The organism is Adhaeretor mobilis (assembly GCF_007741515.1).
GTDB classification, from domain to species: Bacteria; Planctomycetota; Planctomycetia; order Pirellulales; family Lacipirellulaceae; genus Adhaeretor; species Adhaeretor mobilis.
Genome location: NZ_CP036263.1, coordinates 2,085,924 through 2,107,994 on the forward strand (window position 1 = coordinate 2,085,924; position 22,071 = coordinate 2,107,994).

19 protein-coding genes and 1 tRNA gene are annotated in these 22,071 nt (G+C 55.9%); 9 read left to right on the forward strand and 11 right to left on the reverse strand.

Annotated elements, in window-relative coordinates:
• Positions 1 to 48: 48 nt before the first annotated feature.
• Positions 49 to 122 (reverse strand) — tRNA-Val (locus tag HG15A2_RS08150).
• 96 nt (positions 123 to 218) lie between these two features.
• On the opposite strand from HG15A2_RS08150, the gene HG15A2_RS08155 reads away from it, so the two are divergent.
• Positions 219 to 1,235, forward strand: a complete 1,017-nt coding sequence (locus HG15A2_RS08155) for a hypothetical protein (protein WP_145059573.1) — start codon at positions 219 to 221, stop codon at positions 1,233 to 1,235.
• 24 nt (positions 1,236 to 1,259) lie between these two features.
• Here HG15A2_RS08155 and HG15A2_RS08160 read toward each other — a convergent pair whose 3' ends face one another.
• The 3 genes from HG15A2_RS08160 to icd form a co-directional block, all read right to left on the reverse strand.
• Positions 1,260 to 1,745, reverse strand: a complete 486-nt coding sequence (locus HG15A2_RS08160; protein ID WP_145059575.1) for a hypothetical protein — start codon at positions 1,743 to 1,745, stop codon at positions 1,260 to 1,262.
• A gap of 223 nt (positions 1,746 to 1,968) precedes the next feature.
• Positions 1,969 to 3,474, reverse strand: a complete 1,506-nt coding sequence (locus tag HG15A2_RS08165; RefSeq protein WP_145059577.1) for a serine/threonine-protein kinase — start codon at positions 3,472 to 3,474, stop codon at positions 1,969 to 1,971.
• Between the two features lie 247 nt (positions 3,475 to 3,721).
• Positions 3,722 to 4,966: an NADP-dependent isocitrate dehydrogenase gene (gene icd, locus HG15A2_RS08170; protein ID WP_145059579.1), complete on the reverse strand. Its 1,245-nt coding sequence runs from the start codon at positions 4,964 to 4,966 to the stop codon at positions 3,722 to 3,724.
• A 229-nt stretch (positions 4,967 to 5,195) separates the two neighbouring features.
• Here icd and HG15A2_RS08175 point away from each other — a divergent pair, with 229 nt between their 5' ends.
• Positions 5,196 to 6,173 (forward strand): sugar phosphate isomerase/epimerase family protein, encoded by a 978-nt coding sequence (locus HG15A2_RS08175; protein WP_145059581.1) that lies wholly within the window; start codon positions 5,196 to 5,198, stop codon positions 6,171 to 6,173.
• Positions 6,174 to 6,601: 428 nt separating this feature from the next.
• On the forward strand, positions 6,602 to 7,192 hold the full coding sequence (locus tag HG15A2_RS08180; protein ID WP_145059583.1) for a hypothetical protein: 591 nt from the start codon (positions 6,602 to 6,604) through the stop codon (positions 7,190 to 7,192).
• Between the two features lie 102 nt (positions 7,193 to 7,294).
• On the opposite strand, the gene HG15A2_RS08185 is transcribed toward HG15A2_RS08180, so the two are convergent.
• Positions 7,295 to 8,209, reverse strand: coding sequence for a DUF1571 domain-containing protein (locus HG15A2_RS08185; protein ID WP_218932411.1), 915 nt, complete (start codon positions 8,207 to 8,209; stop codon positions 7,295 to 7,297).
• Between the two features lie 425 nt (positions 8,210 to 8,634).
• Between HG15A2_RS08185 and HG15A2_RS08190 the strand changes: the two genes are divergently transcribed.
• On the forward strand, positions 8,635 to 9,330 hold the full coding sequence (locus tag HG15A2_RS08190; RefSeq protein ID WP_145059587.1) for an MBL fold metallo-hydrolase: 696 nt from the start codon (positions 8,635 to 8,637) through the stop codon (positions 9,328 to 9,330).
• Positions 9,331 to 9,756: 426 nt separating this feature from the next.
• On the opposite strand, the gene HG15A2_RS08195 is transcribed toward HG15A2_RS08190, so the two are convergent.
• Entirely contained in the window at positions 9,757 to 11,556 is a 1,800-nt protein-coding gene (locus HG15A2_RS08195) for an ATP-binding protein (protein WP_145059589.1), read from the reverse strand.
• Positions 11,557 to 12,006: 450 nt separating this feature from the next.
• Between HG15A2_RS08195 and HG15A2_RS08200 the strand changes: the two genes are divergently transcribed.
• From HG15A2_RS08200 to HG15A2_RS08215, 4 genes are all read left to right on the forward strand, one after another.
• Positions 12,007 to 12,630 (forward strand): OmpH family outer membrane protein, encoded by a 624-nt coding sequence (locus tag HG15A2_RS08200; RefSeq protein WP_218932412.1) that lies wholly within the window; start codon positions 12,007 to 12,009, stop codon positions 12,628 to 12,630.
• Positions 12,631 to 12,766: 136 nt separating this feature from the next.
• A complete protein-coding gene (gene lpxC / locus HG15A2_RS08205; RefSeq protein ID WP_145059593.1) occupies positions 12,767 to 13,645 on the forward strand; it encodes a UDP-3-O-acyl-N-acetylglucosamine deacetylase in 879 nt (292 codons plus the stop codon).
• A gap of 66 nt (positions 13,646 to 13,711) precedes the next feature.
• Positions 13,712 to 14,518 (forward strand): acyl-ACP--UDP-N-acetylglucosamine O-acyltransferase, encoded by an 807-nt coding sequence (gene lpxA, locus HG15A2_RS08210; protein ID WP_145059595.1) that lies wholly within the window; start codon positions 13,712 to 13,714, stop codon positions 14,516 to 14,518.
• Entirely contained in the window at positions 14,515 to 15,654 is a 1,140-nt protein-coding gene (locus tag HG15A2_RS08215) for a Gfo/Idh/MocA family protein (RefSeq protein WP_145059597.1), read from the forward strand. Before lpxA ends, HG15A2_RS08215 begins: the two co-directional genes overlap by 4 nt.
• 119 nt (positions 15,655 to 15,773) lie before the next feature.
• On the opposite strand, the gene HG15A2_RS08220 is transcribed toward HG15A2_RS08215, so the two are convergent.
• The 3 genes from HG15A2_RS08220 to HG15A2_RS08230 all read right to left on the reverse strand — a co-directional run bounded on the left by HG15A2_RS08220 (position 15,774) and on the right by HG15A2_RS08230 (position 18,246).
• Positions 15,774 to 16,061 carry a hypothetical protein gene (locus HG15A2_RS08220; RefSeq protein WP_145059599.1) on the reverse strand — a complete coding sequence of 96 codons (288 nt, stop codon included), beginning with the start codon at positions 16,059 to 16,061 and terminating at the stop codon, positions 15,774 to 15,776.
• 318 nt (positions 16,062 to 16,379) lie between these two features.
• Entirely contained in the window at positions 16,380 to 17,840 is a 1,461-nt protein-coding gene (locus HG15A2_RS08225) for an ABC transporter permease subunit (protein ID WP_145059601.1), read from the reverse strand.
• A gap of 79 nt (positions 17,841 to 17,919) precedes the next feature.
• Complete coding sequence (locus HG15A2_RS08230; RefSeq protein ID WP_145059603.1) at positions 17,920 to 18,246, reverse strand: acylphosphatase; 327 nt, start codon at positions 18,244 to 18,246, stop codon at positions 17,920 to 17,922.
• A gap of 105 nt (positions 18,247 to 18,351) precedes the next feature.
• On the opposite strand from HG15A2_RS08230, the gene HG15A2_RS08235 reads away from it, so the two are divergent.
• On the forward strand, positions 18,352 to 19,428 hold the full coding sequence (locus tag HG15A2_RS08235) for a hypothetical protein (RefSeq protein WP_145059605.1): 1,077 nt from the start codon (positions 18,352 to 18,354) through the stop codon (positions 19,426 to 19,428).
• On the opposite strand, the gene HG15A2_RS08240 is transcribed toward HG15A2_RS08235, so the two are convergent.
• Both HG15A2_RS08240 and HG15A2_RS08245 read right to left on the reverse strand, forming a co-directional pair.
• Positions 19,425 to 21,014, reverse strand: a complete 1,590-nt coding sequence (locus tag HG15A2_RS08240; RefSeq protein WP_218932413.1) for a sigma-70 family RNA polymerase sigma factor — start codon at positions 21,012 to 21,014, stop codon at positions 19,425 to 19,427. The genes HG15A2_RS08235 and HG15A2_RS08240 overlap by 4 nt on opposite strands.
• 485 nt (positions 21,015 to 21,499) lie before the next feature.
• A complete protein-coding gene (locus tag HG15A2_RS08245; RefSeq protein ID WP_145059609.1) occupies positions 21,500 to 21,946 on the reverse strand; it encodes a hypothetical protein in 447 nt (148 codons plus the stop codon).
• Positions 21,947 to 22,071 lie beyond the last annotated feature (125 nt).

The following is a 22,071-nucleotide window of genomic DNA, read 5'->3' on the forward strand; positions in this document are numbered from 1 at the left end:
AATTACAGGGAGCCGCGAGTGAACGCGACTCCCTGCAATTGCAACGTGTGGGCGATGAGGGACTCGAACCCCCGACATCTTCGGTGTAAACGAAGCGCTCTAGCCAACTGAGCTAATCGCCCTTGAACTCTCTGCTCAAGAGATAAAATAGTAACCCCTGACCGCGGGCATTGTCAATCGGTCCTCAATCGTCCACTTTCCTTTCCCTTGAGTCCGATTTGTTCACCGTTCTGCTCCTGGCCTCTCATTTGATCGCGGTGAACTTGGCCTGCGGGCTGCCTGTACTAGGTTTGCTGCCTGTTTGGCAGGGGAGACGCCGCGGAAGTGACGATTCTACCGAAGCTACTGTTGGCGATGCTTGCACGGCGATTGCGGTTGCTAGACGGCTTATTTGGTCTTCGCTCTTGGCACTCTTGATAGGGATAGCCCTGGGCGGGGTGATGTTCGCGCTGGGCGACGAAGCTATGAAAGCCGCTTGGCGGCGGCTTCCGGAGCGGGCCCTGTGGTTCGCGTTGAGCGAGCTGGTTTTTTCGGCCGCGTGTATCGTGGGGCAAGGGCTGCTCTTGAGAACGGGGGACTCTCGAGGATTCACCCGTGGAAAGTCGTGGGCAGCTCTCGCCCTTGGTTTGCTTGCGTCAACCAATCTGCTGTACCACTTTCCGCCCCTGATGAGTGCCCTGGGGAAACTTACGGCAGATCCTACTTGGTCGCGCGCTAAAGAATTACCCCGGAGCGAACTGCTTAAGCTGATGACCTCTGGCGAGATACTCGCACTGAGTGCGCACTTTGCGTTTGCTTCGCTGGCGGTGTCCGCAATTTTTGCTATGTGGATTGTGGCTGCGCAGAGTAGCGAAGGGCAATTCGGAAAATCGATTCGACGGCTGGCACAGGTTGCTCTTGGTGTAACGTTTGTGCAAATCGGCGTTGGCGTTTGGGTGCTTGCCGCCTTGGAAAGCGGTTCAAGGGATTTAATCTTGGGGGGCGATTGGATAGCCGCAAGTTTCTTAGGCTTAGCCGTTTTGGCAACGTTGAAGCTCTGCGAAAGGTTGGCAACACTATCTTTTGGGAAGTTCGACGGAGGTGCTCCAACGCGGGCCGGGTGGCTGTTGCTTGCGATTGTGCTACTCATGACTGCGGCACTACAACGCATGCGAACTGGAGAGCACGCCAACGGCAATGCAAAGAGACCGCAACAACAGGGTGTTGCGGTCTCGATGACTCTTGACAGGATATAGTCGCGACTAAGTTGCCTCGCCCTCTTACTTTTCGTCGTCCTTTGCTTCCTTGAAAGGTTGCTTTTCAGCTTCGGCGCGTTCCTCAGCTTCTTTTTCAGTGGGTTCCTTCTGCAAAGCTGCCAGATCGCCACCGGGTAGTTTGCTTTTCTCGATCAGTTGAGCGTACGTTGGGCTCTTACTGTCCTTTGGATCGGAGTGGAGCTTACCGACGCTTTGGATTGCCTTCTCGATACGTTTGACGGTTGCCGGATCCTTGAAGTCTTTGTCCTTCTTCTTGTCGAGGATTCTCGCGAGTTGTACGCCGTACAGGTTGCGTGTTACTTTCTTTTTTCCTTGATGGCAAACGAGGCATTTCACCTTCTTCTTCACCGTTTCAGTAAACTCTTGGTCCTTGTGTTCATCGATGTAGGTCGTCAGAAACACCTTTTGAAAGTTGGGGATCGCTTGGGCCGAGCGAACTCCAGTAGAAACAAGAATTGCGATAATGAGTGGACAAATCAACCGAGGCATATGGGTAGCTCCTGGAAATGAGAATGCAGAGGGGGCGTGATCATCGAATTCGTGGGTATCAGGTAGGGTCGCTGGGGGAATGTCAGAACAAGCTGATTTCAGCACAGCGAGGCAGGCGGGAGTTCGAGCCACTTTTGGCCCGAACGGTGTATTTAGTAGAACGGCCGAGCTAGCTGGTGTCAACAATTCTCCGCCAAGCCACCCCACTGACAGGAAGCTGTCGCTAGTTAGCTTCTGGCGGAGTTTCTTCCCAGGACCACTGAAAACCATTCGCGTTTTCTACCGGATCTCCCAAGGCTTGGGATTGATTTCCGGGACGGATAGCCGAGGTGGGAGTTTCCTCAGTCGGGTCTGCCACGATGCGAAATGTCACCGAAGATAGGTTGACCTCTGGTGCCGTAGCCGTATCTGCAATTTCACTAGAAGTCGTAGCTGAATCCTCGGTAGAGCTAGGCAAGGGATCTGCTGAGCTTGGGTTGGGCACGGGTTGGGCACTTTGTGCTGTTGATACAGCTTCGTCTGTTTTCTTGATTGACGGGTTCGTGGGGCTAGGTGACGCGGTAGTTTCCACGATGGGCAGGAAAGTCACTGGCGGCGCAGCAGGGGAAAGCAAGCCATTGAGCAGTGGCACGGCCGTCAGGAGAACCGCCACGGGAAGAATCCATGGCAAATGCGTTCGCCAGGCTGGGGGTTGCACGAACTGAGCGTGCCACTCGACTGGACTCAGCTGATCGCTGACTGCCGAGCCGAGGTCAGACAGGATTGCGCGGATTCGCTGAGCTAGTTGGGCCGGATGCTGCGGTCGATTGGCGGGTGACTTAGCAAGCATGCTTCTGAGCAGAGCATTTACGGAATCCGGAATGTCACTACGGAAGCGTCGCAGTTCGGGCGGTAGCTCGGATTGATGGAACATGATCTTCTCGACCATCGTTCCTTTGCTGAACGGCGCTTGTCCTGCGAGCATATAAAATAGCGTGCAACCGAGTGAGTAGATGTCGCTGCGTGCGTCGGCAGTACGCGGATCGCGTGCTTGCTCGGGAGAGATATAGTCGAACGTGCCAAGGGTCATGCCGGTGGCGGTGAGTTCGTGATCGGCCGGCTCGACTTGTTTAAGGCGAGCGAGCCCCATGTCCACAATTTTCGTTTGGCCCTCTGGCGTGACGAGAATGTTCGAAGGTTTTATGTCGCGATGCACGACGTCGCGATCAGTGGCGTGCGACAGGGCATGGGCAATTTGATAGGTTAAAAGTAGCGCATCATTGAGCGGAAGCATACCACGCTGGAGGACATAGTCACGCAGGTTGGAGCCTTCGATATGTTCGAATACGATGTAAGAGAGCCCGCGAGCCTTGTTGACTTCGTACACTCTCGCAATATTGGGATGGTCGAGTCGTGCAGCAGATTGAGCTTCGATGATAAAGCGGCGCTCGAGGTCCTTCGTACTGATTCGTTGCGAGGCGACCACCTTGACGGCAACTGTGCGATCGAGGCGCGTATCATACGCCTTGAACACCACCCCCATGCCACCGCCACCGATAAACTCTTGCAGCACGAAGTGCCCGAGTGTTTCGCCCTGCAACGCATGAGCCAACTCGCGCGAGGTGATGCCTGCAGGATACTGTTCAGGCGTAATTGACGACGCAGGTGTCACAACGGTGATTTCGGAGCCGTCCGGCGAATGGGGGGCGTTGGATTTCAGCGCCGAAGGCGACTCGGACGGTGCATTCATGTCGTTGTCGCTAAGCAAGGTAGGACTGCGGGAAGAGAACTCGATTGACCTTCCATTTTAAGTAGCGGAGGGGAAAGGGTCAATTTTGGGCTGTATTTTGTGTGTTTGAGGCCTTTTCGCTCACTCGCGCACACTATTACTCCGCTCGCACACGATATTCCGTTAGCCGCCGCCGTCCCGGCACCGCATTGAGTTCGCCAGTACGGCGACGGCTAACGGTCGCCACTTGAGATTTGTCAACAAGCACTTAACCCATATGCTTGATGATCGCCTCACCGAATTCGCTGCATTTCACTAGCGTGGCGCCATCCATCTGGCGTTCGAAGTCGTAGGTGACAGTCTTCGCACCGATGGCACCGTTGAGGCCGGTGATGATCAGATCTGCCGCTTCGGTCCAGCCGAGGTGGCGGAGCATCATTTCGCCGGAGAGAATTACCGAACCGGGGTTCACCTTGTCTTGGCCAGCGTACTTTGGCGCAGTGCCGTGGGTGGCTTCGAAGATGGCGTGCCCTGTGTCGTAGTTGATATTTCCGCCTGGTGCGATGCCAATGCCGCCGACGCAAGCCGCCAGTGCGTCAGAGATATAGTCGCCATTTAGATTGAGCGTAGCAATCACATCGTATTCAGCCGGGCGAGTCAGGATTTGTTGAAGCATCGCGTCGGCAATGACATCCTTCACGGTAATCTGCTTGCCCGTCTTTGGCGACTTGATCGAACACCAGGGGCCGCCGTCGATTTCTGTGGCACCGAAGTGGTCTTTCGCACACTGGTAACCCCAGTCGCGGAAGGCACCTTCGGTGAACTTCATGATGTTGCCCTTGTGAACCAGCGTTACTGATTCGTGATCGTTGTCGATTGCATACTGGATTGCGGCTTTAACGAGTCGCTCGGTGCCTTCTTGGCTCACTGGCTTGATGCCAATGCCGACGGTGTCTGGGAAACGCACCTTTTTCCAGCGTTCAGGGAACGTCTGGCTGAAGCCTTGCTTAAATTTCTCCAGGTCTTCGCTGCCGGCTTCAAACTCAATGCCCGCGTAGATGTCTTCCGAGTTCTCGCGGAAGATGACCATGTCGGTCAATTCAGGCTGCTTGACGGGTGAAGGTACGCCCTTGAAGTATTGCACCGGACGCAAGCAGGTGTAGAGGTCGAGGATTTGTCGCAGCGCGACGTTTAATGAACGGATGCCGCCACCGACTGGCGTGGTGAGCGGGCCCTTGATGCCAACCAAGTATTCGCGGAATGCGTCGAGTGTGGCATCGGGCAGCCACTCCCCCGTAGCGTCGAATGCCTTCTGACCGGCGAGCACTTCTTGCCAATGGAGCTGACGATCGTCGCCGTAGGCCAGCTTGACCGCCGCGTCGAGTACTTTCACGCTGGCCGCCCAGATGTCGGGCCCGATGCCGTCGCCCTCAATAAAAGGAATGATCGGGTGGCTGGGAACTTGCATCGTGCCACCCTGCATGGTGATCGGTTCGGCGGTAGCGTTGGACATCGGAAGCCTTCCTAGATTGTTTCAGTGGCCCGTCAGGCGCAAGCCGTCGGGCAGTGTTGGTGTTTGGTTTGCCAAGTGAGTAAGGAGCCATTGTCTGATTCTGGCAAACAGGGGTCAATGGGCTGCAAGCGTCTGCGAATTTGCCAATCGAGCCCGCTGGCGGTACATTCGTTTCTACCGGGCCTCAAAACCCAACATCTCCCGCCAGGACCCATCAGACGGATACGAAATGCCAAACGACACTGATCGATCTTCAAATCGACGAGATTTCCTAGCCGCAACTGCCGCGGCGACCGCCACTGGACTTGCCCTCCCATCGCTTGCCCAGGAATCCACTGAGGAAGAGCCGCTCTTCAAGATTTCTCTCGCCCAGTGGTCATTGCACAGGACCCTGAGCATGGATCCATCTAACGAGGGCAAAGACAATCTTCGCTTCCCTGAAATAGCAAAGAAGCAGTGCGGGATTGATGCGGTGGAGTACGTAAACGCATTCTTCAAGGAAAAAGCAAAAGATAAGGCGTATCTGAAGGAGCTAAAAGCTCGCACTGACGATCTGGGTGTGAAGAACGTACTGATCATGGTCGATGGCGAAGGAGCCCTGGGCGACGCTGACCAACAGAAACGCCAGCAGGCAATCGACAACCATAAGCAGTGGGTCGAGGCGGCAAAGTACCTGGGGTGCCACTCCATCAGAGTGAACGCCCAGTCGAGTGGCACACCTGAAGAGCAGTCTCGGCAGGCCGCCGATGGGTTGCGACGGCTCTCTGAGTGGGCCAAGCAGCACGACATCAACGTGATCGTGGAAAATCATGGTGGACTTTCCAGTAACGGCAGCTGGCTGGCTGGGGTGATCAAGAGCGTCGATCTGCCAAATTGCGGTACTTTGCCAGACTTCGGCAATTTCAAGCTGGGACAGACTGTGACTGAGGCAGACGGCGTGAAAACCGTGTGCGAGAGGACCTACGACCGCTACCGAGGCGTTAACGAGCTGATGCCTTCCGCCAAGGCAGTAAGTGCGAAGAGCCACCAGTTCAATCAGGATGGCAATGAGACTGGTACAGACTATTTCAAAATGATGAAAATCGTACTCGATCACGGATATCACGGTTATGTGGGCATCGAGTGGGAAGGTGAGCACCCTGGCGAGATGGAGGGAATCCGGCTCACCAAGGAGCTCTTGGAGCGAGTCCGCAGCGAGCTTGCTTAGTTGAGCCGCCACCGCGTAGTTGACTCGCCCATGGCAGGGGCCCTGCCGCTTGCGGCTTAGCTGCCAGTTCTTTGACTGCTCCGGTTCTTTTGGTTGCCGGCGGCGCTACTCAGCCGCGAGCGGCGGGGGGGCTGCGCCCGGTTGTTTACCATTTCTTCTTTAACTTATTTCGGCCAGGACACCTGGTTTTCTGGGAATCGAGCCGTGCCTAAAAAGTGTGCAGTGCTCGAAATGCCGGGTGATGCAGTCCCTGCCCGAAAATAGGCACGCCCCGGAAAACGCCGTAAGTGCAGTCACTGCAAGTACCTAAGTGATGCAGTTTGCCTGCTAGCGGATGATGGAGGAAATGCTTGAGGACCGGTGCCAGCTTGACGCAGGTTTGCGTCTGTAGCAGCGGTGCCCTCAGTTCCAACCACTATCAGCTGATTATGAAGGAGACTTCAGCCATGCTCACTCAGGACAAGGAAAAGTACAGGGAAGTCCTACAGGTCGCCGAGAAGCTCAATCGCCAAAACCCAGACTGGGTTACATTCTTCCGAGAAGTCCTAGGAATCGAAGGTGTCGTACGTACCGCGTTCCCGACACACGACGCACTCGCCGAGTTCGAGCAAAGTGAGGAGTTCGACGCGATCCAGCAGATCCTAGTCAAGCTTCGCGAGAAGCGGGCTTCCGCAGATGCGGACAACGAACCCACCCGCGTGATCACGGTTCGGCTCCCCAAGAGCATGCATGAGTACCTGCGCACGGAAGCTCACGATTTGCGGACCAGCATGAATAAGCTCTGCATTTCGAAGCTATTGCAAGTGATTTGTGAGGACAAAATTCCTAACGAGCGTTCGAGCGGCACTCCAAGCCGTGCGGCTTCTCCCCCATCCTCAAACGGATCGCTCTCAGGCGAATCGGTCTCGAACGGTCTTGCTGGTGGTCAAACGACTACCGACATGAGCCCGTTCACTCAGCCGATTCCCCAGCAGAAGCAAACCCCGCCACCCTATAAGCCAGCGAACCCTAGATTCTAGACTAGCAGCCTGCTGATTTAGAAAGTTCACAAACACTGAAGGCCGGGGTGCTTAGCACCCCGGCCCTGTGTTTTGGTTCTGGTCTAGAAATTCGCAGTTCTTCTACGGCTTGAAGTACTCAGGGTTGTCTTTGCTGAAGTCGATATCGGTGAACCCGTTGTTGATCTTCAGGTTAACATAGGTATAGGCTTCTTCCAGAGGGGCTTCTCCGCCCTCCTCCGTAGGCCAAAGCTTGGCCACATAGCGGATGGGTACACGTAGCTCGTTGTCGATATAAACCTGCGCCTTGTGGAAGCGGAACGTATTTGGGCGAGGCACGGGGTGCGTGACTTCGATGAGCGTTACTGGGCGTTTGTTATTGCGTGGTCCGATGGCGGTCTGAGCGGTGCGGACGTCGCATTCACCGTACTTTACATCGTTTGAAGCCACAGTAATCAGTTCCTTCGTCAGCTCCCGGACTCCTAGCTTCGTGATCGGGTACTTCTGGCCGCCCATGGCAAGCCTGCCGTTGGGATCGAGCGAAAACACACCTAGACGCTTCTTAAAACCGCAGTCACGGGCATTCAGCTTGCCGATCGAACCGTCTGGCATGTCGCTGTAAACAACCTCGCGACCCTTGTTCTGCTTGGAAAGGAAGAACATATACACGCCAAACGGCTGGTGGCGGACCTTGATAAACGCCACTTCCTGGTCCAGCAGTTCTCCACCGATGCGTTCCTGCTTGTAGAGAATCGCCGAGTAGTCTTTGATGTTCTTGTCCAAATCGATCAAGCTTTGCTGGGCGAAGCGGAGCGAAGGGTTCAGCGGATGCTCGCCTGGTCGCTGCGTAAGGTTAATCCCTGCGGGCAAGGGAGCGGAAACCGTCCGCGATGCAATTTGGGTAGCGGGCGTTTCACCTGCGGGCTCTTCGTGAGCAACCCGGTAGATCGGCTCCGTGAGTCCCGTCGATTGCTGTGCAATCACGCTCTGGACCGAGAGCGTCGAGCAGGCAAGAATTACAGGTGCTGCGAGCAGCATGGCCAGCCTAGTATGTCTTGCTACAGGGTATAAACAGTTCATAAATCAACTCTCCCGGTTAGCCGGCGGTGCGGGGGCCGGCGGGGTGCTCTAGCGCGTTCTCGGTTTTGGCAGCCTGGGGGTCTCGATAAAGACCGTCTTCGTCCCATTGTGAGTCTTGGTACAAGAGGGCGGCTATCAGTGAACTATCGCCCTACTTAGGCGAAACAATTACAATGACTCTTTCGATACTAAAATTCTCGCTAATGCGGAAAAACTGACTAACCCGATTAACTTACCCAAAGTCAGCTTGTTATGGGCTCAAATTATCGCGGTGGCACACGGGAATACGCAATGGGTTCCGGGGAAGTTCGCCCTACCAGTTGTCAGTCTCGACTGGCGGCAAATAGTAGTAACTGGCCACAGAATTGAAAAGACGGAATCGCATGTCAAACCAACAGAATCCTGCAGGCGTTGCTAGCACCGCGAGCGTTGAGCTGAAGTTCCTTACCGTGACCTCGCAGCTGTTTGAAGAGAATTGCTACGTCGTGTATCGCGAAGGCAGCAGTGCTTGCGTGGTAGTCGATCCTGGGCTGGAGCCCGATCGCATCATTGCCGCGATTGAAGAGGCGAAACTCGTGCCGGAAGCGATCTTGCTCACCCATGGTCACGCCGATCACATTGCTGGCAATGCCGTCATGAAGGAGCACTGGCCCGAGTTGCCTCTGATCATTGGCGAAGGCGACGCACCAAAGCTGCTCGACCCGGTGGCGAACCTTTCCGAAGGATTTGGCGTGGGCTTCACGAGCCCACCAGCAGATCGCACTGTTGTAGAATCCGAAACGCTCGAGTTCGACGGCGTCGTGTGGACCGTGCTGGAGACGCCTGGACACAGCAGCGGACACGTCGTTTTCGTTGCCAAGGGAGCGAGTCCCATGCTCCTACTTGGTGGCGACGTGCTGTTTGCGGGCAGTGTGGGAAGAACGGACTTCCCCGATAGCAACCCGGCAGCGCTGTTTAGTTCGATTCGTGAAAAGCTCTACCCGCTGCCCGACGAATCGCTCGTGTTGCCAGGGCATGGTCCGCCGACGACGATCGGGCGCGAGAAAAGGACGAATCCGTTTGTGGGGGTGGCAGAGTAAGAGCCCGAGCCGATGGCTTGCGTAGTAAACCTACCCCGAAGGGGTTTCGCAACATAGCCTAGGGTTGGTCAACAGCGAGCTTCAGCGGCTTTGACCTACCCTCGGAGCGTGGTCCACAGTCTTCATCGACCGAGCAACACGCATTGGGTATCGACAGGCTAAAGTCGAGGTCGAAAGGGCATCGGTAACACCGCCTCGTTGCGACCTCGGCCATGTGTCGCCGGTCATCAATGCGATTTGCTCGGTCGCATTTCCTATCTTCAGTTTACCCAGGGTGGCGATCCTCCTCGCTTAGGCTCGGATGGACCTTATCCTGGGCTATGGGATGAAACCCCTTCGGGGTACTCCTACACGCAGAGCGAAGAAATGATCCACCGTCAGGCCTTTGCGTTCTTCGCGTTCTTTGCGGTTCAAAATTTTGCCCGCTCAATGCAACGAAGAGTCGTTCACCAAGTCTTCCGGCTCGGTTGACTCAGTAACGCGCGGTTGAATTGGAAGATCTTCCTGTGGGGGCTCGGCCTGCACTGTGCTCGCAGGGAACTGCAGCGTGAAGGTGCTGCCTTGACCCGGTTGGCTCTCCACCAAAATATCGCCACCATGTTCTTTGAGGATTTTCTGGCTCACTGGCAAACCTAACCCCGTGCCGCGGCCGCCCTTGTGAGAAACGAACACCGTGAAAATGTTCTCTAGCTCCTCGGGGTCGATTCCGGCACCGTTGTCGCTGACAACGACCTCAGCGGTAGAGTCCTCAGCAGAATATTTCGTTTGGATCGTGACCTTGCCCTCCTCAGCTTCCTCACAAGCGTCAATGGCGTTGGTCAAGATGTTGAGTACCGCTCGATGAATACCATCGGGGTCGAACATCAGTGTCGGCATATTGGCTGCGGGTTGCCAATCGAGTTTCGTATTCTGATCCTGGGCATGGGTGGTCATCAGTTCCACGACCTCATCTACCACTTCGTTGAGGCTGCTCGGTTGTGGTTCGGGCTTACGTTCTTTGCTGAAGGTGAGCATGTCTAGCACCAAGGCAGATATGCGATCTTGATTGCGTTCAACAATCGCCCAGCCTTTGCGAATGGTATCCACCGCTTTGGTAGCGGACTCTTCTTCGCCGGGCTGCCCGTTTACCTTGTCGTGATCCTGCAGCCCTAGTTCAATCAAGTAACTGCCGCCGCGCACGCCTTGCAGAATGTTTTTGATGTGATGCGAGAGTGACGCGATTGTTTGACCAACCGCTGCTAGGCGTTCTGCCTGCACGAGTGCTTTGTAGTAGGACGTATCCTCTACGGCGAGTGCTGCTTGGTGCGCAATGGCGATCATCAGTCGCAGATGCTCTTCGGTAAATTGGGGAGACTTACCTTGGTTGAGCAGCATGCGTTGTGGGGAAATGGATGTATCAATATAAATGACGCCCATCGTGTGGTATCGCCCCTGCATGGGCACGCAAATCGCTTCTCGCACGCCCTGGCTCACGATGCTCTGTGCTGGGTCCCAGCGCTCGTCTTCGCGAGCGTTACTGGTGAGCACACCCTCATTGTGCTCGGTAACGTAGTCGAGAATCGTCTTACTAATCGTGAGCTTGTCGGTGTCTCGCACGCCGCGCCGCTGACGGCGCACTTTAGGAGAGAGCTTGCCTGTTTCGAAATCTTTCAGCATGACACAACCGCGGTCGGCATCGACCCAATCGAAAATCATCTCCATGATGCGATTGAGTAGCTGCTCGATATCCATCGTATGGCTCACGGCAAGAGCCGTGCGATACATAATCTGCAGATTGCTTCGCGCGTTGGCCAACCAAGGGTCGGAAGATTCACTCGCGCCCGGCATCAGCCATTCGCTTCCGCCCGATTGGCTCAGCGAGGCAACAATGCGAGAGCCGTCGTCGTCAACCCGGGGCAAGATGTCGATCTGATCGGAAAGATCTTCCGCACTACCCTCCATCAGGCCGGTAAACAGCAGCAACGAACGTCCGACTTGCACCTGATCGCCGCTTACGAGCCGATGCTCGGTAATCAGCCGGCCATTTACGAATGTGCCGTTGGAGCTACCCAGATCGCGCAACAAATAGGTGTTGCCGCTCGTGGAAAGCTCGGCGTGTTCGCGGGAAACCTCCGTATCGTGCAGACGCACAGCGTTACTGTGCGTTCGTCCAATGATATAGACGGGGTCTTCCAGAGGGAATCGCGTACCTTGATCGCGTCCCTGAATGACAAACAAAGAAGCCACAACTGAAGAGCCTTTAGAGCAGACAAGATTGGCGGGAATAGGCGATCTGTCGACAATGCCCTCTGGCAGCGCTGGGACATAGTGCCACTGATAATTCCCTCAATTACCTAATCTTACGGCTCCCATGGAAGATAGGGTACCCCTGGACGAGGGCCATTCGTACCGGGGGCCCCTAATTAATGCGATTCACGCTCCGATTGCTCCGATTGGGCCAACCCGACCGCTCACGGCTTAGCCGCCGCCGCATCTTGACTGGCTATTACTAGGAAAACCCACCATTTCCCACCAACTTTCGAACTGCTCTTTACGCACGAGTGTCGACTCGGCACAATACGCCCCGAATTCGACCCAACGCCCCCGCCCGTAGTTTTTTTGGGGTGTGCTGTCCTCTGTTGGACGGGTCCCCATCACACCGGTCATGGATGGCCATTTTCAGCAAGGAGTGCTGACGTGAGAACGCTATTGCTCTCTACCCTCGTATGCGGCCTCGTCGCATCTCAAGTTTCCAGTGTATTTGCCCAGAACCCAGCTGGTGCCAAGGCAAAGCAGTTCGGCGTTGCCGTGGTTGACGTCAGCTACGTCTTCAAGGAATACCCTCGCTTCACGCAGCAGATGGAAGGCATGAAGAAAGAAATGGAAACCGCGGAAGGCCTGCTCAAGTCTGATCGCGAACGCATTCAACAGCAGCAGGAACAACGTGATGCCAGCAAGCCTGGTACCGACACCTTCAAACGCCTCGATGAAGAACTAGCACGCTCCAAGGCGGACTTCAACATCAAGGCGGGCGGCATCCGTCGTGACTTCCTCGAAAGAGAAGCCAAGGTCTACTACCAGACCTACCTGGAAGTGAACAACGCGGTGAAGTCCTATGCTGAGGCTAACAACATCGGCTTAGTGTTCCGCTGGAACGGCAATCAGATCGATCCCACTAAACGCGATGACGTGCTGCGTGCGATCAGTCAACCGATTGTGCACCAGAACTATATCGACATCACGCCAGATATCCTTGCCGGCTTGCAAGCCGGTGGTGGAGCGATTGCTCCCACGGCTCGCCGTACCACGAGTGCGCGTTAGTCGATGCGTTGACGAATTCGCCCGACGTGCCTCGACGGTCTTCAACGACCGTCGAGGTATCGTCATGCGAGTTGTCTGAAAGAGTGATCTAGCCGAGTTATCAAGACACTGGAAAAAGTAGTTGGACCCTTCTTAGATGATTGCAGCTCGCTGTCAAAATACGATTGCCAGACCTTCGGCCGTTCACGGCTTTGGTTACTGGAGCGGTGAAGACATCACCGTCGAGTTTCGGCCTGCACCGCCGAACTCAGGAATCACGTTCGTCCGGCAAGATCTCGGAGCGGACGCTCGCATCCCCGCGCGTACGGACTTGCGAGCGGAAGTTCCGCGTCGCACGAATCTAAAGTGGAATCATGCCCAAGTAGAAATGGTCGAGCACGTGCTCGCCGCTCTGGCTGGGCTGCATATCGACAACTGCGAAGTTTGGGTTGATCGGCCTGAGATGCCCGGTTGCGATGGCTCCGCGTTACCTTTTGTCGAAGCATTACAAGAGTCTGGGGTCGTGGCGCAAGCCGCACCTGCCCGTCAGCTGGTGGTTACCGAATCGATCAGAATCTCTGATGGCGAATGCTGGATCGAAGCGCACCCCAGTGAGGATGAGGAGCTGAGCATCGAGTTTCAGCTCGACTACCCGCACAATCCTCGCATTGGGCGCCAATCGGTGTTCTGCGTGGTCACACCGGAACGCTTTCAATACGAACTGGCCCCCTGCCGCACGTTTATTCTCGCCAGTGAAGCCGAACAACTCACCCGCCAAGGCCTGGGCACGCGCGTCACGCCGCAAGACTTATTGGTGTATGACGAGCAAGGTCCAATCGATAATCCGTTGCGTTTTGCCAACGAGTGCGCCCGGCACAAAGCGTTGGACGTCCTCGGAGACCTAGCACTCACGGGTTGCGACATTACCGGGCACATTGTTGCCTACCGCAGTAGCCACCGCTTGAACTCCGCGTTGGCGAGTCTTTTAGTCGAACGTTTCGCACTCGAAAAAACTCCGTTGAAGATTTCCGCCTAACGACGCACCCCAGGTACCGACTCTTACCACAAGAGCGACCCCTGCTGTCAGAAAAGAAGCTTAATCATGGCAACCAGCATCGCAGCCAACGCGTGGGTCGACCCCCGTGCCGAGCTCGACGACGAGGTAGAAATCGGACCGTTCTGCACGATTGGTGCCGGAGCGAAGATTGGTCGCGGCACGCGTCTGCTGAACAACGTTACGCTCATGGGCGACGTCACGCTCGGCGAGAACAATGTTCTCTATCCGAATGTCGTTGTCGGCGCGGAACCCCAAGACATTAGTTACCAAGGTGCCGAGACTTCGGTCATTATTGGCGATGGCAACTTGTTGCGTGAAGGTGTCACCATCAATCGCGGTAGCGAAAAAGAAGACGGGATCACTCGCCTAGGGAATCATAACTTCCTGATGGGCAACAGTCATGTGGCCCACGATTGCAAGCTGGGTAGTCATATCATCATCGCCAATGGCTCGCTACTTGCCGGTCATGTGCATGTCGACGACTACGCTTCAATCTCTGGAGCCTGTGCCGTGCATCACTTCGTGAGCATCGGCAGCTACAGCTTCATCGGTGGCTTGAGCCGTGCCCTGCACGACGTGCCACCCTACATGCTGTGCGAGGGCATCCCTGCCCGACCGCGTTGTATTAACATCGTGGCACTCAAACGAAACAATTTCTCGAAGCAGGCCATCGACAGCCTCTCAGCCGCTCATCGATTGCTGTACCGTTCGAAAGTAGGACTGGATCACGCCACGGAAATCCTCCGTGGCAAGAACCAGAGCACGCCCGAAGTAGAAAAGTTGCTCGGCTTCATATCCGGTCAGCAAGAAGGCAAACACGGCCGCGGTCGGGAATCAAGGAGAGCCGCATGACTAGCAAACTCACTAACAAATTACGCCTAGCCGTCGTCGGCGTTGGCCATTTGGGACGCATCCACGCGCGACTTGCTGCGGACCTCGAAGAAGTCGAGCTCGTAGCGGTGGTTGACCCGTTTGAAGAAAACCGCGAAACGAGTTCCAAAGAAACTGGTGCGAAGCCGCTGGCCGACTATCGAGACTTGTTCGGCGAAGTTGATGCCGCTGTCGTGGCTACACCCACATTCACGCACCGCGAAGTCGCCGGCGATCTACTGCGCGGCGGAATCCATACGTTAGTCGAGAAGCCTCTGGCCCCGACTGCTAGCGAATCTGAAGAACTCGTTCAACTCGCCAAGGCCAATCAGCTTATACTGCAGGTCGGTCATGTAGAACGCTTCAACCCTGCTTACGAAGCTGCACAGCAACGCCTGAGCGACCCTAAGTTCATCCAAGCCAGTCGTCAGAGCAGCTACACGTTCCGCTCCACAGACGTAGGCGTGGTGCTAGACCTGATGATTCACGACATTGATGCCGCCTTGGCGTTGGTGCGCTCGCCCGTCGTGAAGACGGAAGCCCTGGGCATCTCCGTGATGGGCGATCACGAAGACATGGTCAACGCCCGCTTGCAATTTGCTTGTGGTGCCGTTGCCAACTTGACTGCCTCTCGTGTGAGCTACCAACCGCAACGCACGATGCAGGTATTCACCTCGCGTGGTTTCGCGTCGATCGACTTCGCCACCAGAAGTGCTACGATCGTTGATCCGACCGAAGGTATCCTGCGGCGTGAATTCAACGGCGCAGATTATTCGCCGCAAGAAAAACAGCAGCTTCATCAAAACCTCTTTGAGGAATTGCTCGTGAAAGAGCCGGTTGAAGCTCCCGAGTGCAACGCGATTGTCGAAGAGCTACGAGACTTCGCCGGAGCCATCACTTCTGGGGAAGCACCAAGAGTGACCGGAGCCGACGGCCGCGACGCGGTCGCCGTGGCGTCGATGATTCTCGACCAAGTTGCCGAGCACGCCTGGGACGGCACCGAAGGAGGCCGCATCGGCCCGCTCGCCATGCCAGCCTTGCCATTGCCGATTGCCGGCTCGTTTGAAGCGGCGACCGAAGATGTTGAGGATACGGTGATCTATCGCCAAGCTGGGTAAAGCGGCGAAGTACGGCACCTCAGGCCCGAAGGGCCGACAGTCAATAGCCAGGGACGTGAGTCCCTGGTTGCCTATACGACGCGCCCAAAAGCCCCGGAGGGGCGGCAGAGTTTTCAATATTAGATTGTCTCAAACGGATTGCCTAGATTACGAAGGCGGGTGTCAGGATTCAGAGGATGATCATACTCCGCCCACCAAATGACGTCCCGGTAGTCGCTGCAAGCTGCGATAAGCAAGTTATCGAGTTTCTCGAAGTCACCATTGGCAAGTTGTAGAATGCAGCGGGCGATTCGAGGTCGGTCGCGCAAGTTCGGTGGGATCTTATCGAGCTTAGTTACAACAATATCCGACTTTTCTGGAAAGCATTGCGCAATCCGATTACGAATATCGATTGGCCAGCTGTTCATCTACATTTAGTTCCTCGATATCCAAATGGTGCTCCGAAAGCCGGGCTACCATCTCCCATTGCGACCTCGGTCACGTTTCCTCATAGGCAACAGGACTTGCTCGGCCGCCTTTTGATGTGACTATGTAACCCAGGCTGCGTCCCAACTCGCTGTCGCTCGCTGGGCCTTGCCTGGGGCTATGGTAGTGTCGCCCCCTCCGGGGCTATCGAGTTGGGGCTCTCACAACCAGGGACTCACGTCCCTGGCTATTTACTTTCGCCGCTTCGCGGCTGTTTTATCGGGTCCTTCCCCCTATTCCCTAACCCCTATTCCCTCGTCCTACGCCAAGTCGCGATCTTCAAACAAAATCAGCGCCAGCAGCATCGCCACTACGCAGTACAGCAAACTGTACCCCGCGGCGTAGAGTAGATAGATCCCGGGCGCAGTCGATGAGCCCGCGATGGCACCTTCGATTTCGAAGTGGTCGAGCACCGGTAGGATCACCGCCAGCAACTGGCCGATGAATCTCACGTACACAATGTCGCCCACGCTGGAATTGACGATCAGAGCGGCCAAGTGGCCCAGCACATAGATCGAGCCGCAGATCACCAGGTTGGGGATCATCGGCAGCCGCGTGGACACCGCCACGCTAATGGCGGCCATAATGACCGCTTCGTAAAATGCCAGCAGCAGTCCCGGCAGGATTTGAATGACTTCGCGATAGCAATCTTGCCAGATTGGCACCGCCTTGGAGGATTCTCGCGCGTCGTACACCACTTTGAAGGAAACTAACCCCACGAAGAAAATGCCCAGGATGAGGAACATTAGGGCGATCGGCCACGCGATGCCCAGGAACTTGCCGATGACAAACTGCCGGCGACCGACGGGCTTGGAGAGTACCGTTAGCGCGGTGCGCCCTTCGATTTCATCGGCGATCGTCACGCTAGCAGTCCACAGTGCCATCAGGATGGCAAACACCTTGATGGTCGTCATGCCGGTGGTTTTCACCATCTTCACATCTTCGCCGAATGTGTTGTAAGGAATCCACACGTACACAAACAGCAGCGTTGCCGCCCCGACCAAGAGCAGCAAAAAGATCGGCTGGTTGATCGTTTCCTTGCTGGTCGCTGAGGCGATGACCGATACCTGCGGCGCAAGCCAGCGGATGAGAAAGTAGACCGTCACCAGCCCCATGATCGCGAGGGCGGAATAGAGGATGACTCGCACCTCGGGCATTTCGACATCGCGCTCGAACTGCATCGTCACCTGAGTTGGCTGATCGCTTTCGTTGACGAGAAAAATCTTCTCGATGTCCCCCTCGAACTCGCGTGAGCGCATCCCGCCGGGCGACCATTTATAGGGAGTTTGGGCTTCGACAGTGAGCAGTGGATCTGCGTACCCTTTGCCGGCCTCAAGGTTCACTACGATCTCTTGCTCGCTATCAAACGAGTAGGATTGCAACTCGCTCGACTTGAACACAAGTGGAAGCTCCTGCTCTGAGCCTTCCTCGACGGTGATGGTTTTCTCGACGGTGGAAACAGAAGGCAACCGTTTCAGCGACTCGATAGCCTCTTTCCAAGGCATGGTCGGCGTCGCGAGTACTGCTAGCAACGCGAGGCCTGCGACGAAGTAGGAGAGCGGTAGCAGCACGCCTTCCCCGAGGGCTTGCGAAACGGCCCGTCCCGCGGGACGGTTCACCGCACGGAGTACCAGCCATACGAGCAATAGAATCAGTGCGCCAACGGTAACGCCGGTTGCGATGAGCCAGATGGGCGTTAACCAAATCGGAAGGTTCGACATGTCTTATCTTATTGAGGTCTTGTTGGGTTTTTGGTCTGTGGTTTCGATCTGCTGTTTCGAAGCAGAAGTAGGCAATCTGCTAGCGCCGGATTGTGAAATCGGCAAATCGCTCTGCCGCACTGGGAGCCACCTTCTGGATGCTTGATTCCGTCTTTTCTATATTACCAGCCATTCTCTCCGCGATGGCGGAAATCAGCTGGTCGAGTACTTCTGGGTTGCCGTCCGCGATCAGGTGAACGCGGCCATCGGGCAGATTCTCGACGTAGCCGGTCACGGGCAGCCCACCGGCGAGCAAGCTCACGGTGTACCTGAAACCAACTCCTTGGACTCGTCCCGAGTAGAACAGCTCTCTCCGCTGGAGTCTCTGTCGCTGAGGGCTGTCTGTTTTTGGGGCATCCGGCGACATGCCAGCAGTATATCTGGCCGAAGGCACCGCTTCTAGGCTTGCCCCGGCCCGACTTGCCCCGACTAGGCTTGTACACCCGGTAGGGCATTCCTACACTCCCTAGCCATGTTGCCCTCAAAATCCGAATGCTCTGCCCGCTTGCCCTGCTTGCTACTCCTACTGGCGGTAGGGCTGACAGCCTGCCCGTTGATGGGTGCCACGGAACCAACTCTGTTTGCGGACAAGCCGGCGGTGGCAGCAGGAATTGAGGGGCTGCTGGTGCTCAACAATGGCAGCGTTCTAAGTGGCAAGGTGCAGCGATCGGGCCAGTGGTATCGGATATCGCAAGCCGACCACTCGCTCATGGAAGTAAGGGCTGAGCGGGTTGATAGCTTCTATCGGACGCTCGCTGAGGCCTACCAAGCCCGCTGTCCGCAGGAGCTACAAACGACTCCGCGGAAACACCTGGCCGGGGCCGATTGGTGCCTCCGCCAAGGCTTGCTGGCGGAAGCTGCCGAGCAACTCCAAGCGGCGCGTCGTCTTGACTCGCAGCATCGGGAACTCCGACGCTTGGAAGGCTTGTTGGAGCTGAAGAAATCTAGCGAGACAAAACCAGTGAAGCGGGTAGCTAAGGAACCTAGGTCTGCTCCGATTGCGCTCGCGACACACCAAGAGGTCGCCAAGGTTACTGCAACGGAGGAGTTCTCTCTAGAATCGCGCCGCGAATTCGTGCGCAGCATTCAACCCATGCTAGTGCAAGGCTGCTCAACAAGCGGTTGCCACTCTTCGACCGGGACGCCTAGCCAGGGGTTTCAGCTAGATCGCTCTGCATTGAACGGCACAGGCGATGCGCGACTCATTCAGCAAAACTTCGCATCAGTCGTGGCACAGCTCGACCGACAAGATTTAGAGAAGAGCCCGCTGTTGCAACTTGCCAGCAACGCCCACGGGGCAAGCAAACACGCTCAGCCTGGACTTGAAAAGCCCTCAAAGCCGATGACGAGACACCAGCTTGAACTACTGCATGATTGGTCCCAAAGCGTCGTTGGTTCGGACAGCTCGGTACAGGCCGACACCGCGGAGAATGGGACCACAAATAATAATGTCACTGCTTCCGAGCAAGAGCCTCAGTCGCAACAAACGGTTCGCGATGAGTTCGACCCGGCGATCTTCAATCGCCGGCATGCCGCCGATAGCCGCTAGAAACTGCCAGCGCCACTCTCCTCCTTCACATGCTGCTGCAACTCCGTCAGGAACGCAGCGATTTCTTCGTGGACTGCTTGCGTCTGAGAAATGGCCAGCAAGTTGCTGTTGAGTTGCGAGATCACCCCTTCGCCGGTGCCGTTTTTTTGCCAAGCATCGGAACGTACGGTTTCTTGCAGGGTTGTGCTGAGGGCCTCCACATCTATCTTGAACTCACCCGTATTGTAGATGCGTGTTTCGAGATGTGCATTGGCTTCATCCTTACTAGTAATCACCAGTACATCGTCCCTGACGATGTAGGTGAGGTCTTCCACTTCTCTTAGCAACAACTTAAGCGCCGACTTCAATGGCAGACTACTCAGCCTAATGGTGATCTCTGTTTCTGGATTTATGGCGAGTGCTTCGAGTGCCTGCATATCGAAGACGATCTGAATGTCGTACTCCTCGCCAATCGCTTGAATGACTTGGTCGAGTGGAGCATCCCGGTACTCCAACGGCGAATGTTGTTCACGCGTCAGAGCTTGGTAGATTCTTGCTTCGTAAGGGCTTTTCGTCTTCGGTAAGTAGTCTGAAGAGGCAGCTGAGGCCTGCCCTTTGTGTGCTGTGAAGATCGTTGTTTCGCTGGGCGACGCGACCGCGAGCTGCACGGCAAAGTCACGCAGCGTCTTGCTCTTGGGTGACTGGTCGTTTGAAACCTCTTCAGTCAAAGGTAGTGCATCGGCATGCTGCTTGCCAGTGCCGGCTTCGTTCTTGGTAATACCGTACGCAGCACCAGCGACAAGAATCACAGTGGCTAGAACGGCAGCGGGTGCGAGCGAGAGATTCATAGCAATGACCTCGGGGCGTGAGAGTGTGAGCGCTTTTTGCGAGAGGGTACCCTGAGAAAGGGCCGCAGCTTCCTTGCCGCTAGCCAGTGAAATACTGGCCTGAACTGTGGTATCAATGAGTGCTTTCAACGGGGCTGCTTCGATCACTTTGCTTGCCGCGGACTTTGTCGCCACCGCCAACGGCAGGCTCACTTTTCGTAGTGCGAGCCGACGGCGCAGGCGTTCTTTACCCCGCCGCTGACGTCCTTCGACAGTGCGAATCGTGAGCCCCAGCTCGAAGGCGATCTCGGGGTTCTTCTTGCCCAGCAAGTACTGCAAAACCAAGGGCTCGCGATATTTCTTGGGCAGCCGGTTGAGTTCTTCGTCGAGCACCGCTCGCCAATGCTTGTCGGCCAGATGGTCGAGCATGTCGTCGCCAACGGTGAGGCTCCTCGCCATGACATCCCCCGGGAGTGAACTTTCTCTGCGACGAGTCCGCCGCTGCGCCGCACGAACTGCCACGCGATACGCAACGCCGTACAACCACGGGCCAATGGTACCGGCGACTTCCAATTGATCCGCTTTTTGAGTGAGTACCAAGAACGTTGCCTGAAAAGCCTCTTCGGCATCTTGCCGATGGCCGAGCACCCGCGTGCAAACCCCAAACACCAACCGGCTATGTCGCTCGACCAACTCTCGAAATGCCTGCTCGTCGCACGTTTGCACGAAACGCGCCAGCAAAAGCGCATCGGTTACAGCGGTAGTGTCTGAGGGCGGCAACGGGTAGTTCCCCGGGATGAGTGCGTTGGTCGTTCTACTATGATAATCCCGCGAGAAGAGAAACTCCGCCGGAAATTCTTGAGGGAATTAGCTCTTCGCAAAATAGTAGCTCGGCCATGTTGGCTGAGTAGGGGGAATCCCCTGCCATAGAGTCATTCCAGACCTTTCAGCGGCATGAAATGTAGCCCTGTTTCACTCAGGCTGAAGGCAGTGATCTGCATCGCTTTGCCCAAAAAGGGGAGCCAAAACGGGCGAACTTCATGTCGGTACTCGCCTGCTAGGTGTGTAAATTCCCGTGCCGGGTACCCTACTACTGGGCATGTTCGCCAGCAGTGCCGTGATGCTGCAGCGCAGGCGTGTACTGCGGCCCTTCGGGCAACTTAAGAGGGAGTGGCCCCTCCGACGAAACTCTCACGATCTGTTGGAATTGTGAGTGTGCCGCGGTTCTACTCAGGCCCGATGCACCGAGCTACCTAGCCACCGAGCTACTTGCTGAAAAGCGGCGGCAGCTTGGTAACGGTTGGTTCGTTAGGAATGGCCGGCTCAGCAGGAGTCACTGGCAACGGTTCAGCAGCCACTTGTGGCTTAGCCGAAATCTCTGACCGCATGGCTGCTGCATTTTTTGCGAACGTCTGGAATGTGACCGGCTCAATTTGCAAATCGTAATTGAGCGGAGTGCCTGTGACCTCAGGAACTGTTTTTTCGTGAGAAACTTCCAGTTCTTCATGAGAAGCTTCCAGCACGTGAACTTCCCCTGCATTCTGCTGAGAACCGCCAGCAAACGCCGAGCCGGCTCTGCCACGTGTTGAAGAGTAAGGCCCCGGTGCGACGGGCGAACCGTAGTCGTAGCAGTCGCTACACGCGCGGCATCCGCCACTAGCGGCCAGGATTAGCAGCAAGCAAGAAATCCGATGCGTCACGGTGTGAGCCATCCTAGAACCTTTTGACCACGGCATTCGTTGTGAAAACCAACGCCCATCATTAAAAGTAGTGATGAAAAGTAGCGACGAACCGCGAGCCAGATGCGGGTAGTCCCTACAATTATCGGCAATCTTGA

What these genes read in the sequence shown, in the direction of transcription:
- HG15A2_RS08235 (WP_145059605.1), top strand. Translation starts at nt 18,352, where the DNA reads ATGTTGCCCTCAAAATCCGAATGCTCTGCCCGCTTGCCCTGCTTGCTA.
- HG15A2_RS08220 (WP_145059599.1), bottom strand. Translation starts at nt 16,061, where the DNA reads ATGAACAGCTGGCCAATCGATATTCGTAATCGGATTGCGCAATGCTTT.
- HG15A2_RS08165 (WP_145059577.1), bottom strand. Translation starts at nt 3,474, where the DNA reads ATGAATGCACCGTCCGAGTCGCCTTCGGCGCTGAAATCCAACGCCCCC.
- HG15A2_RS08230 (WP_145059603.1), bottom strand. Translation starts at nt 18,246, where the DNA reads ATGTCGCCGGATGCCCCAAAAACAGACAGCCCTCAGCGACAGAGACTC.
- HG15A2_RS08245 (WP_145059609.1), bottom strand. Translation starts at nt 21,946, where the DNA reads ATGGCTCACACCGTGACGCATCGGATTTCTTGCTTGCTGCTAATCCTG.
- HG15A2_RS08160 (WP_145059575.1), bottom strand. Translation starts at nt 1,745, where the DNA reads ATGCCTCGGTTGATTTGTCCACTCATTATCGCAATTCTTGTTTCTACT.
- icd (WP_145059579.1), bottom strand. Translation starts at nt 4,966, where the DNA reads ATGTCCAACGCTACCGCCGAACCGATCACCATGCAGGGTGGCACGATG.
- HG15A2_RS08190 (WP_145059587.1), top strand. Translation starts at nt 8,635, where the DNA reads ATGTCAAACCAACAGAATCCTGCAGGCGTTGCTAGCACCGCGAGCGTT.
- lpxA (WP_145059595.1), top strand. Translation starts at nt 13,712, where the DNA reads ATGGCAACCAGCATCGCAGCCAACGCGTGGGTCGACCCCCGTGCCGAG.
- HG15A2_RS08215 (WP_145059597.1), top strand. Translation starts at nt 14,515, where the DNA reads ATGACTAGCAAACTCACTAACAAATTACGCCTAGCCGTCGTCGGCGTT.
- HG15A2_RS08225 (WP_145059601.1), bottom strand. Translation starts at nt 17,840, where the DNA reads ATGTCGAACCTTCCGATTTGGTTAACGCCCATCTGGCTCATCGCAACC.
- lpxC (WP_145059593.1), top strand. Translation starts at nt 12,767, where the DNA reads ATGATTGCAGCTCGCTGTCAAAATACGATTGCCAGACCTTCGGCCGTT.
- HG15A2_RS08185 (WP_218932411.1), bottom strand. Translation starts at nt 8,209, where the DNA reads ATGCTGCTCGCAGCACCTGTAATTCTTGCCTGCTCGACGCTCTCGGTC.
- HG15A2_RS08175 (WP_145059581.1), top strand. Translation starts at nt 5,196, where the DNA reads ATGCCAAACGACACTGATCGATCTTCAAATCGACGAGATTTCCTAGCC.
- HG15A2_RS08180 (WP_145059583.1), top strand. Translation starts at nt 6,602, where the DNA reads ATGAAGGAGACTTCAGCCATGCTCACTCAGGACAAGGAAAAGTACAGG.